The organism is Thalassotalea marina, from assembly GCF_014656435.1.
Lineage (GTDB): Bacteria > Pseudomonadota > Gammaproteobacteria > Enterobacterales > Alteromonadaceae > Thalassotalea_C > Thalassotalea_C marina.
Genome location: NZ_BNCK01000003.1, coordinates 463,566 through 475,031 on the forward strand (window position 1 = coordinate 463,566; position 11,466 = coordinate 475,031).

The 11,466-nt window shown below is 37.6% G+C and carries 12 protein-coding genes; 3 read left to right on the top strand and 9 right to left on the bottom strand.

Annotation, left to right across the window (positions count from 1 at the left end):
• Window positions 1–197 precede the first annotated feature (197 nt).
• Both IE199_RS08495 and IE199_RS08500 read right to left on the bottom strand, forming a co-directional pair.
• Complete coding sequence (locus tag IE199_RS08495; RefSeq protein WP_189769175.1) at window positions 198–1,421, bottom strand: hypothetical protein; 1,224 nt, start codon at window positions 1,419–1,421, stop codon at window positions 198–200.
• Between the two features lie 173 nt (window positions 1,422–1,594).
• Entirely contained in the window at window positions 1,595–2,149 is a 555-nt protein-coding gene (locus tag IE199_RS08500) for a hypothetical protein (RefSeq protein WP_189769177.1), read from the bottom strand.
• A gap of 329 nt (window positions 2,150–2,478) precedes the next feature.
• Here IE199_RS08500 and IE199_RS08505 point away from each other — a divergent pair, with 329 nt between their 5' ends.
• Complete coding sequence (locus tag IE199_RS08505; protein WP_229854608.1) at window positions 2,479–2,970, top strand: MgtC/SapB family protein; 492 nt, start codon at window positions 2,479–2,481, stop codon at window positions 2,968–2,970.
• A 36-nt stretch (window positions 2,971–3,006) separates the two neighbouring features.
• On the opposite strand, the gene IE199_RS08510 is transcribed toward IE199_RS08505, so the two are convergent.
• The 7 genes from IE199_RS08510 to IE199_RS08540 all read right to left on the bottom strand — a co-directional run bounded on the left by IE199_RS08510 (window position 3,007) and on the right by IE199_RS08540 (window position 9,742).
• Window positions 3,007–3,678 (bottom strand): 2OG-Fe(II) oxygenase, encoded by a 672-nt coding sequence (locus IE199_RS08510; protein WP_189769180.1) that lies wholly within the window; start codon window positions 3,676–3,678, stop codon window positions 3,007–3,009.
• A gap of 59 nt (window positions 3,679–3,737) precedes the next feature.
• On the bottom strand, window positions 3,738–3,971 hold the full coding sequence (locus tag IE199_RS08515; protein WP_189769182.1) for a hypothetical protein: 234 nt from the start codon (window positions 3,969–3,971) through the stop codon (window positions 3,738–3,740).
• A 171-nt stretch (window positions 3,972–4,142) separates the two neighbouring features.
• Window positions 4,143–4,655: a GDYXXLXY domain-containing protein gene (locus IE199_RS08520; protein ID WP_189769184.1), complete on the bottom strand. Its 513-nt coding sequence runs from the start codon at window positions 4,653–4,655 to the stop codon at window positions 4,143–4,145.
• Between the two features lies 1 nt (window position 4,656).
• Window positions 4,657–5,706: a DUF4401 domain-containing protein gene (locus IE199_RS08525; RefSeq protein WP_189769186.1), complete on the bottom strand. Its 1,050-nt coding sequence runs from the start codon at window positions 5,704–5,706 to the stop codon at window positions 4,657–4,659.
• On the bottom strand, window positions 5,696–6,673 hold the full coding sequence (locus IE199_RS08530; RefSeq protein ID WP_189769188.1) for a DUF2157 domain-containing protein: 978 nt from the start codon (window positions 6,671–6,673) through the stop codon (window positions 5,696–5,698). The genes IE199_RS08525 and IE199_RS08530 overlap by 11 nt, the downstream gene beginning before the upstream one ends.
• A gap of 80 nt (window positions 6,674–6,753) precedes the next feature.
• The gene (locus IE199_RS08535; protein WP_229854609.1) at window positions 6,754–7,356 is read right to left on the bottom strand and encodes a peptidylprolyl isomerase; all 603 of its coding nucleotides are present in this window, start codon (window positions 7,354–7,356) and stop codon (window positions 6,754–6,756) included.
• 139 nt (window positions 7,357–7,495) lie between these two features.
• Window positions 7,496–9,742 carry a TonB-dependent receptor gene (locus IE199_RS08540; protein ID WP_189769192.1) on the bottom strand — a complete coding sequence of 749 codons (2,247 nt, stop codon included), beginning with the start codon at window positions 9,740–9,742 and terminating at the stop codon, window positions 7,496–7,498.
• Between the two features lie 108 nt (window positions 9,743–9,850).
• On the opposite strand from IE199_RS08540, the gene IE199_RS08545 reads away from it, so the two are divergent.
• Complete coding sequence (locus tag IE199_RS08545; protein ID WP_189769194.1) at window positions 9,851–11,053, top strand: DUF418 domain-containing protein; 1,203 nt, start codon at window positions 9,851–9,853, stop codon at window positions 11,051–11,053.
• A gap of 48 nt (window positions 11,054–11,101) precedes the next feature.
• Window positions 11,102–11,419, top strand: coding sequence for a hypothetical protein (locus IE199_RS08550; protein WP_189769197.1), 318 nt, complete (start codon window positions 11,102–11,104; stop codon window positions 11,417–11,419).
• Window positions 11,420–11,466: the final 47 nt, after the last annotated feature.

Genomic DNA, 11,466 nt, shown 5'->3' on the forward strand with positions numbered 1-11,466 from the left:
AATATAAAATTATTACAACAGGCGTTCGCTAGGAACAAAATTGATTATAGAGTAACCACTCTATAAAAGTAAAGTAGTTACTCTAAAAAATTTACGTTTTTATTCTAATTTCCGTATTCTGCGCATTTAAAAACCGTCTTTATGATCTAACATCAGACTTTTTAGATGGTGGTTAATTGTTGAACCTTTACTTATAATCACTTTAAATCAAGCTTTTTACTCTTCTCTAGGTTCATGACACGTATGTATTTGCTTTCATTAGAAATAAAAACATCTGATGTTTGTCTTGTTGGAGATAAATAAACCCGATCTGATGGAAAAGCTCCATTGGCATTAGAATCATAAACCTCGATGATACAAGGTAAAACATTGTCACACATAGAAGAGTCTACTTGCTCAGTTTTCCTATTTAATCGAGCCCATACTGGCCTATTACCCTTGAATTGTGTTCTTGGCCAAACAACATTGACATCATATTTGCCTTTATTGGCTGACCAGAAATCATTTTCACTTTTGAGAATAAAAGGAAAATCAACATCAAATCTTTCAACTATTGTTTTATAAATGTCAGGCTCTTTATCCAGATTCGCGGTTTCAATAAAGTCTGTTTGATTAATGGTTAAAGGATCTATTCCTGTTTTTATTTTTAGAATTTCAGCTAACCAGCCATCTTGTTCCTTAATATGTGAATACCCTACATGTATTAAAACCTTGGCTGTTTTATCGTGGTTAAATATTTTCTGAATTATGTTTTGAGCTGCAGATAATTCCCTTTGCTTTCTTGTTGATTGATCTCCGTAATCATATGAAACCAGCTTAAACCCAATGTTTTTAGCAAGCAATAACATTTGTCCAAAAGTCGTTTCTTTTACATAAATGCTTCCTGCATTTTTCTCAACATAAGTATTTGTGATGAACTTCTCTCCGTTTTCAGCTAAAGCTTCAGCAGCAAAATACCTAAACCCTTGTTGCCATAGCTTAGATAACAAGTCATATGTTAGGACTCTATGTTGTGCCGAATGGTGAGCTTCATTAATCATCACAATTTGTGTATTTTTAGCCAAACCTGATATTGCTGTACTTGCCTCAATTGGTGAATATTTATCAAAATTAACAAGTGAAAGTTCATCGATTTTCGACTTGTATTCGAATTCGCTTAGTGCCGCTGAATAATCTCCTGCAACAGACTTATCTGTTGCTAGTATTTGTTTTAAAGTGTCATACGCTATTGGATTAGTGCTATGCTTTTCTACTTTACCTTCCATTAGCACGATTTTTTCTAATAAGCTTTTACCTTGTAGCTCTTTTTGAATACTAAAATATAATTTGTTGAATTCTTTCAGCAGTTCTTCTTTCGTTTGAGCGGCATAAGAAGGGAAAATGAAAACTAAGGTAATTAATAGCAATATCCATCTATACATAAAAATCCTTTTCTAGTTTATTAATTTCACCGTAGTGAAATTGAACATGTCATTCAAACTATTAACTATAAGGGAGGCGGAATAAAAAACTCAATAAAATTCTACTGGGAATGATTTTTTCATTTTCTTTTGTAGGCAATTTTCAAATCGTACTTCTTGTTGGTAAAAACCCGCTACTGAGTTTGTTCAAAAGAATGATAAGTTTTTAATTGTTCACGTAGCTTAATGTTTTCTTGATTTACAATTTCAAAATCTGCGGATACTTCGTCTAGCTTTTGTTGGGTGGTATGCAGGTGTGCCACTACTTCTTTGGCACTTAGCTTGGCTAGTTTCTCGTTTTCTTGCGCTTGTTTAAGTTGCTCTTTTAAATCTTGTAGTACTGAAATTAACTGCTGCATGTCATTACTGGTATCGACATCAACTAAGGTCGTTTTCTTTTTTTGCTCTTCCAAGTTAATACGATCGCGTGAAACTTTTACTGTGTAATTGAAGACAAGTTTTAACGTGAAAAATAACAGCGTTAAACTCAAAACCCACAAATATTCAAAGCTACCTAACGCGTCTAAACCTGAATTAAGCCTTGTGGTAAATCCTCCTTGTGTTGTTGCAAAAGTTAACAAGAATTGATTGTGCCAAAGAATACTTATCAACACATATAACCAAATAAAGCTGGTGATATTTTTGGGGTTTTCTGCCACGTATAAAAAAGACTTAAGTAGTTTATTCACTTCAACTTCCTTGTGCTTAACAAAAATTATACCTGAGCAGAATATCACTTATTTTTTTCAATATGTAATCTATTTTAAAAATAGATTGAATTGGAAAAAATCCGTACTTAAGCAAAGGTAAACTTGCAGATTAAAGATCATCAAGAGAGTGTTTTTAACTTAACCAGCACTTGCCAATCTCTATGCTAAAATCTAATTTATCGAGACGACTAAAAAGTTTATGGTTTAAACAAAATATTGCTCTTTATTTGCTCAATGTTTTCAGGCAATATGCGCGCCTGCTAAAACCTTAATTAAGCAATGTGTTAACCTACCAGTAAGGACCTGTATTGGATCAAATAATCTCACTACTTGACGTGTCACCGTTTAAATGGTCAGCCATTTTAACAACGATTTTATGTGGCACATTAATCGGAGTAGAACGCCAAATTCGTGGCAAACCTGTGGGTATAAGAACCTCCTCTTTAATTACCTTAGGTACTTATTTAGTTATTGCTGTAGCAGGAACTTTATCTGATGAACAAGGCCAGCTGATCAGGTTAACAGGGCAAGTCATCACTGGTATTGGCTTTTTGGGTGCAGGAGTTATGCTGGCCAAAGATGGCGCCGTAGTTGGTGTTACCTCAGCAGCTACTATTTGGGTATTAGCGGCTATCGGTATTCTAATCGGTTTTAATTACTTATCTCAGGCAATTGTATTGGCTGTACTTGTGGTGGTGATTCTATACGGCGTAGATTTGCTCGAAGATAGAGTTGTAAGCTTAACCAAAGGTGTGCATCGCAGAGTAAAAAGTCGCATCAACGGTCGAAAGCTACCTTAACAAAACTTTTTTAAACTGCGATAACGGCACTCGCCGTTATCTTGGTGGATCAACACAGTTTTCATGTGACGTGTTAATACGAAACCAACCAGCTATAGAAAATCTATCGCGTGTTGCTGGTAACACTTCATGAGGAAATTCTTCACTTAAAAAGATGACCGATGTTCCTAACATAGGTAAAACGCTAGTCGCGTTAGTGTTATCGCTACTTTCTTCTGGGTATAGCACCAATTCACCGCCATCTGACGCTAACCAATCCTCATTTAAATACAAAACCAATGACAAAACGCGGTTCTTTTCACCTTTAAACGCATCCAAGTGTTTGTGATAAAACGCTCCAGGCGGGTAGTGAGCAAAGTGACTCTCAAAAGAAAATAAGCCTAAGAATAGCTGCTGATTTAAGTAACGTTGTAAATTACCACACCAATCAAGCCACTGCTGCCCAACAAATGACTCACCTGAAATCCAACAGATCTCATCACCTCTTACCGCTTTATTTTGCGTAAAATTGCTTTCACGGCCAATACCAGCTTTGTGAAACTGCTTATTTGACATTTGTTGTGCATAAAGCGCTAACGACTGGGCTAAATCAAACGGAATACTGTGTTGATTAATACTGTAACCCTGCTGACGTAAATCATCTGCAATTTTACGATAAGTAACGTTGGTATAACTTTGTTCAGGTACAAGTTTTTCAGCAATAGACATGGAGGAACTCAGTAAATAAAAAAGAAGGGCAAGCCCTTCTTTTTAGGGATAAAGACAATTTATTTGTCTTTAATGAAGTCTTTAATTTCTTTTAACGACTTAAAGGTTTTGTAACCAGACTCAGCCAATTCTTCATTAACACAAGTCAATATCAGCTTATCAGCGTCTTCTTCGCCTTGTGCATAATCTGTGCAGTATTCAAATGAGTCTTTAACTAATTCAACACTTGGCGCTTTTTCGTTAGCCATAGCAAATGTACTTAGAACACCTAAAGCCAATAAAATGTATTTCATATATTTAACCTTCCACAAGTTAAAAAGTAGGTTATGTGCTTATCGAAGCGAGTGAAAAGTAACGAGAAATACGAAAGGTGTACAACTAAATATAATTGTCGATAGGAAAAATTTTAGAAAGGAACCTTTATGCAAAATTATCAATGAGTTATGGACTGTCCCACTGATAAATTAACGAAGTGTACTATTGCCAAGCTGTTTAAGTGACTCGTCGGTTAACGATATCAGTAATAATTCTCCATCTTCGCCCACTTTAAATTCACCAAATTGTGCCTCGGCTAAAATATTACCTGTACCTTCTTCAAAAAAGTATGCGTTAGTCGCGAACTTAATTTGGCCGTTACGTAAACGAAACTGAAGTGATAAATCAGTCTTTTCATTTAAAGCACTTTCAATACTGATAAACCTTGCAATACGCTGGTCATTTAACTGAACCTGCACTTGCCCATCTAGTGTGTCTTGTTGCTTCTCTAAAGCCTTTGCAGTTAATGCCGCCTCAATTTCATCTGCTAATTCAAAACGCAGCGCCATATAATCACCCTGCATTATTGATCGTGGATCTAACGGCGCCAATTTCAAATATACTGTGTCGCCATGCTGCAGTAATTGCTCTTTTTGAAAAATAGCAAAGTTCACTAATCCTAGTGCAGCTATTAAGGTCAATAACACTACCCAGTTCTTCATTTTACCTTTCCCTAGATGCTGGTGCGAAGTGGTTTAATAGCCATCGACATATAAAAGCAAAGATGGCTATTGCCATTAGAATCGCAGATTTTACTAACAAGGTTTCCTGCATCTGATAATAATACGCAGAGCAATAAAGCATTAATGCCAAAATACCTAAAGTAATGAGAATACGATTACTACGGGCAAAACCTAGCATCAACATAACAATGCCTAAGCCAATACCTTGTGCGTTTAACGACAACAGTGTAAATATTCCCGTAACAGCAAAAACTAGCCGAAACCATTTGTCGTGTTGGTTTAATGGCACCACCTGCAATAATTTCCATACGCTATAAAACATAGCAATAACGTAGAGTAATCGACTATCCCACGGAGAAATACTCCACGGTCTCACGTCTTTGTATATACCCAGAGCTTGAGAGCTAACAAAAACGTCGGCAAGTTGCAGAAAAAGAATAGAAAGCGACAAGCCATAAACTAACCCTGAGATCAGTGAATACTTACTTTGGTAACGAAATTCATTTAAACATAACCAAACCAAAGGAATCGCCAGCATACTAGTGACAACCTGACTAGCACCCAAATCGAGTAGGTAAAAAGACACACACAGGGAAGCAACTAGTGTTGAAAAAATACGATGTAAAAGGTTAGGCATTAACAGCACCAAAACCCCTTGTAATATGGCAAATAAAATCAAAAAAGTACTGTTTGATAGCCACTCGTACAAAGCAAATAAGACCAGCCCTTGTGCAGCAAAGCTGATCGCCAAAGCAACATGTTCAAAGAAATCATTATTGGGCTTGGTTAAAATAAAATACGACAACAAAAATAATGGCACGCTCAAAATGAAACATATTTTGGGGTTATCAATTAATGAAGGAAATGCGCTAAAGACAAACAGCATGATAAATAACGCACCTAACCAACCTACAAACGCCAACATCGATTTAACAAACCATGGTGAAGTAGCCTCTAAGATTGGAGCTTCTCCTTGCACAAGGTGCTGAGCTTTGAGTTGCTGCCATAATGTGTGATGACTAGCACTCATGTTTTATCTCCCGCTGTACTTTTTTCAGCCAAACAGCTGAAGCGATACCGAGGCCAAGTACAAAAAAGGCTAAGATGATGTAATTAAGTATGTTGTCAAAAGAGCCCAATTGTTTTTCCATCCAAACAATAAACACGGCGATAATAGACAAACAGCCACCAGCCAACATGAACAAATCAACCTTTTTAATTCGATAGCAGTAATACATTGAAACCAATGAAATTAACCACAAAACTAAAGCAAGTAAATTGATCACATCCAGCTTATAAACAGCCTCTATTGCTAGACCCGTTATACTGACACCAGCCAATGTCGCTAGCATTCGCATAAGCCAACTTTTTTGCATCCATGACTGCGAAGCGCTGAAAAATTGCCAAACACTAAAGCTTGCTAAATTAAAGGCGAAAGTCAGCCACAAAGTATTAACTTTTGTATTAAACATTATAAAAAAAGGATTACGGTGAACATCACAATATAAAACTAAAGTGATGTTTAAAAGAACAAACCAAAGCAACCAAATGATGCTATTGCGCGCGACCAATGCCCAAGGAGTAATAATCAGCGCCCAGTTAAAAAACAATTGCCAAGGGTCTGCACCAGTTTGATACGTTTGACCAAAAAGTGCCATTAGCGCGCCAACTAACAGACAAGATAGGGTAAGAGTGGCAACTCGAACTAGGTTATTAGCTGGTGTTTTAAGATAAATCAGAGTTGTAGAAATAAGGGAAAATTCAACTAAAGCGAATTTTAAAAATCGCCCCATTTGTGACCAATTGTAGGCAAAGAAAAAAACAATCGCGCAACTTAACGAAATACAAGCAATCCATAACAAAACAGTATTTACAAATTGTTGCCATTGTTCCTTATTGGGCGCTACATTTGCTAGCTGCTCTGCGTCTGCAACATGTTCAGGTGAAATTACCCCTTGTTGCAACAGCTCAACCAATTGTTGTCTTGACGACGCCATGTAAAAAATCCCTTTTATTGGTGTGCCGATAAAAAGTGTACTGAGTGTATGTTGTTAAACATGAACCTCAGATTAATAACTTATTTTTCAGGCTCTAATATAACTACACGTATAATGGTAATCATCTCTTTAGGTACTGTTGGGTAACCAAGTTTATCGCTGTAATCTACTTCTACTTGCGACATAGCTTCTAACACATCATAACCTTCGATAACTTTACCAAAAACTGCATATCCCCATGTGTTTCCTGGGTTTAAGTTATCATTATCATTTAAATTAATAAAAAACTGATTTGTTGCAGAATGTGCATCACTGAGTTGTTTGGCCATGGCTATAGTACCTTCGCTATTTTTTAAACCATTACCAGACTCATTAAAAATTGGGGTGTCATGCTCTACTTCAGAATAGTCAGTGCGAAAACCTCCGCCCTGAATTAAATACCCTTCTTCAACACGATGGATCAAAGTTTTGTCGTATTGACCACGAACTACATAGCCTAAAAAGTTATCCACGGTTATTTTTGCGCGAAAGCGATTTAACTCAACAACAAAATTGCCCATGGACGTTTCAACACGCACTTTGGGTGATAAATTATCAGGCTGAATATATTGCCCTTTAGTGTTTGCGGCTAACAACTGAACTGAGAAAAAAATAGCGACACTTAGCACCAAAATCTTAAACACAACAATACCTTTATATGAGTTAATCAATTAATCATAGTAACAGCTCATATTGTCAACCTAAAGTCATGATCATCGCGGTCTAATCGACTGCCGCTATTACTTAATGTAAAGATACAGCAGCAGTCATTGATGGTAAATGTTAAAATTGATACTCAACAATAACACGTGCACTTCTTGTTGCCCCAAGCAATAGCTGGTTAGCATAAATAAAGCTTGGATCGTCCTGATGTAGATAAAACACGCTTGACCACGGCACATAATCTTCGTCTAAAGCGTTATCAATTCTTGCCGTAATGCGATAATTTTCACCTTTGTACGCAGCAAAAAGATTGGTTAACGTATAGGCATTTAACGTGACCGTGTTAGGGTTGTCACCGTACCTATCACCAATGTAGTGTACAGATGCTCCAAGCTCTAATGGCAAATTAGCGACGTTATCAACGCTGGTCCATAAGCTTGATGTCCATTTTGGTACGTTAGGTGGCGTATTGCCAGCAAGCGTTTGAAAATTCGCCGAACGCTGAAATTTCGCATTGGTATATGCAGCATTAAAACCTAAGCGCCAATTTTGATTTAGTTTAAACGCGCTAGAGAGTTCAACACCATTTGAAGTTCTCCCTCCTACATTAGTCACACTATCCAACGCAAATCGTTCCAATATATCGTCTCGCTCAATATCGTAATATGCCACTGTAGTTTCGGCTGCGCCGTCTAACCAGCTACTTTTAACACCAACCTCCCATTGGATAGCATCCGTTAAATCAAAATTCTGATTATTGTTAACTAACATGATATTTGAGTTGATAGGATCTTTAGCATTACTATATTGGCCGTACAAAGCTGTCGTATCAGCCAATTGATATGTCGCTCCAACACGCCAGCTTAGCCAGCTATAGTCGCGCTCAAAACCGTTTCCTTCAGCTACACCTTCAGCATTAAAATTTTCGCGCACTAACGATAATTCTTCGAATCTCAAACCAGAAACAAAATTCAACTTAGGCGTTAGTTGCAAGGCATTTTCTAAAAAAATTGCCCGCGTACTAATTTCAGTTGGGCTAACACCTCGAAGCTCTCTTTGACCATATAGCCCAACTTCTGGGTTAAAAGGATCAACACCATCACCTGCAACCTGTGCAACTTTACGCCTAAAACCCCGTGCCCGCTTAAAGTCTAATTCTATAAGTTCAGCACCAACGACAGAGCGGCTTTCTATTCCACTAAATTCATTGTTTATTTTCAGTGTCACTCGATTTCCGAGCGTGTCTTGATCATGGTCCAATATAAAATAACCATAGTAACGCTGTATTTCACCATATTGAGTGCAGGTACCTGCTACCTGTGTACAATAAACATAACCTTCAGCATTTTGCCAATGGCGATCAGCGGTAAAGTGATAAAATGTATTGCTAAGTTCAAGGTTATCACTCAGTTGCCATTGAGTGTCCCACCTCAGAAACAGTTGATCCGATTTAGCATACGCATCTTTCACGTTAAAGTTAGTAGTTTTTAAAGCGCTGTCAATTGCTTCACCTCGGTCAGTTTTGATAACACCAAGAGGCTTTTTTGCGTCAGCAATCGGCATTAACGGTGTGCCTAAATAGCTTCCAACATCATCTTTGAGGTAATCGAGCATCACTTTAAAAGATAAGTTATCCGTTACTTGCCACAAGGTACTTGCAGTGACATTACTTGACTTAGCACCAGTACGTTCAATATGCCCATCAGAATCATATTTACTTGCATCAAAGGTATACCATAAATTGTCTTCTAACCCACCTTGACTACTAAACCCCAAGTGCTTTGAATGATGACTACCATATCCAAATAGCACATTGTTACTTTTCGCCATACCTCGATGTGCAGATTTGGTAATAGCATTTACCGTACCGCCAACTGTTCCCACACCGTTAACAACAGAAGCAGGGCCTCGTAGCACTTCAATTCTTTCTAAGTTAAACGTATTTTGTGGACGCATCACCATTGTTCCGGGGCCAATCCACAACCCATCACGTAACACGGTAATTTGTCCTCGTGTAAAGCCGCGCATAGAAAAGGTAGAAGGGGCTGTTGGGTGCTCACCTGTCACCACCCCTGGTAAATTGGCTAATGAATCTGACAATTTAATGTAACCTCTCGCACGCATAACGTCTGCGTCGACTATCTCAATTGAAGCGGGAGTTTCAAAGGATGATAATCCTAGCCGGCTAGCGGTTGATGACTCATCATGTAAACTTAAAGAGCCAACTGGACTGGCGATAATACTTATTCGTTCAATTTGTTTTTCATTTTCAGTTGAGTCCGTTTGACTCGCTAAAACCGTTTCAGATGTAATTACACCAACCATAGCCACCGCAACATGCGATAACTTAGTACTTATACGACCCACAGAATAGTTCCTTATCCGCAAAAAATTATGTTATAACATAACACTTGTTGAGAGATAAAATCTATTGTTAGTCGATATAAATGTAAGGCATACGGAGTAAAAAATCAGATGAACAATTTTGGCGGCGTTACCCATCACCGTGAGAGAATTGAGCTGTTAGATATAGTTAGAGGCTTTGCTTTATGCGGTATTATCTTTGCTAATTTGATGAGTTTCACAGGTTTCTATTCTCTGGATAATACACAAATTCAATTATTACCAATGTCAGATCGCATCGTTCTCTCCCTTATTGACTGGTTGATAGAAGGTAAATTTTACAGTGTTTTTGCAATGCTCTTTGGTGCTGGATTTGCCATCATTTATCAAAAAAAATCAGACAAAACAAAAAACTTTAATCACTACTGGCTAAAACGGATGTCCATACTGTTACTCATTGGTATTTTGCATATGAGCTTCATTTGGCATGGCGATATTTTAATATTATATAGTCTACTTGGGATGAGCTTACTGGTATTTATTCGATGCACAAATACTCAGCTAATAAGTATTGGGGTAGCATTGCTGTTAACACCAATGGCAATCCACGTTATCGCATTTTTGACGGCAGATAATCCAATTTGGTCTTCCTTTAAAACCCTAGCTTTAACATTTAAAAGCTATGCAGGATTTGCTGACGTTGAATTACTTGCTATGCGCACCTCAGACGACCCTTTTCAAGTATTTGTTGCAAACATTTATAGTGCGATACCAAGGCCAATGTCATACTTAATCACAGGGCGACCTTTTCAAGTATTGGGACAGTTTTTGATCGGAATTTACCTTATTCGTTTGTTTTTTCTTTCTGATAAACCGTTTGTAGCGCCAACTCAACGCACTACAATATGGTTGCTTGTTATTGGCGCCTTGTTAAACATTCAGTATGCATTTATCAAGTACCTTACAGGCAGTCCCTTTTCTCTTAATTTACTCGGTCTTTATCAAGGGCTTGTTTATCATTTGGGCGCCATCGTAATGGCACTTGGGTATATGGCAGGTCTTTATCATTTGTTTCATTCCAACGCTAAACCTAAAATTAATTGGTTGGCAAGCCTTGGACGCATGTCATTAACTGTGTACCTAATGCAAACGTCATTGTGTGTAATGCTGTTTTATGGCTATGGCTTAGCGCTTATGGGTACAGTTCCGCAAGTTAGTATTATTGCCTTTGGTTGCACTATATTGTTATGCCAAACAGTATTTGCCACTTGGTGGTTTTCGGTAAAACAACAGGGCCCAATTGAATATTTATGGCGAAAAAGCATAGGAAACTAATGTCGAATTATTAGGTCGAAATAAGTAAAAGCAACTTGTGGAGGATTTATGAGTATTCAAGGCTCGAAAACCGACATCAAAGGAAAGCTGATTAAAGGTACGGGTAGCATTCTGGCCAATTTAGATGCCAGAGCAAGACGTGCGTTTGCCAAACGTGCAAATAAAGCCGACGACATCAAGCGAGAAAAGGAACAACAACTTGCTTTTGATAAAGAGTTAGAAGAAATTCATCAGAAAATTGTCGAGCGCGATAACTCAAAGCAGCAAAAAAATACTAAACCTCTTAGTTACTGGCTTCTTAGCGCAAGCCTGAGTGAGATCTGGCAACATCTATTTGGTTCAAACAATCAAGGTAATAACATTTAACACCAGTTCAAAATGCCATTAGTTCTTGTCATTCATCATTTATTTAC

What these genes read in the sequence shown, in the direction of transcription:
- IE199_RS08495 (WP_189769175.1), bottom strand. Translation starts at nt 1,421, where the DNA reads ATGTATAGATGGATATTGCTATTAATTACCTTAGTTTTCATTTTCCCT.
- IE199_RS08510 (WP_189769180.1), bottom strand. Translation starts at nt 3,678, where the DNA reads ATGTCTATTGCTGAAAAACTTGTACCTGAACAAAGTTATACCAACGTT.
- IE199_RS08515 (WP_189769182.1), bottom strand. Translation starts at nt 3,971, where the DNA reads ATGAAATACATTTTATTGGCTTTAGGTGTTCTAAGTACATTTGCTATG.
- IE199_RS08520 (WP_189769184.1), bottom strand. Translation starts at nt 4,655, where the DNA reads ATGAAGAACTGGGTAGTGTTATTGACCTTAATAGCTGCACTAGGATTA.
- IE199_RS08525 (WP_189769186.1), bottom strand. Translation starts at nt 5,706, where the DNA reads ATGAGTGCTAGTCATCACACATTATGGCAGCAACTCAAAGCTCAGCAC.
- IE199_RS08530 (WP_189769188.1), bottom strand. Translation starts at nt 6,673, where the DNA reads ATGGCGTCGTCAAGACAACAATTGGTTGAGCTGTTGCAACAAGGGGTA.
- IE199_RS08545 (WP_189769194.1), top strand. Translation starts at nt 9,851, where the DNA reads ATGAACAATTTTGGCGGCGTTACCCATCACCGTGAGAGAATTGAGCTG.
- IE199_RS08550 (WP_189769197.1), top strand. Translation starts at nt 11,102, where the DNA reads ATGAGTATTCAAGGCTCGAAAACCGACATCAAAGGAAAGCTGATTAAA.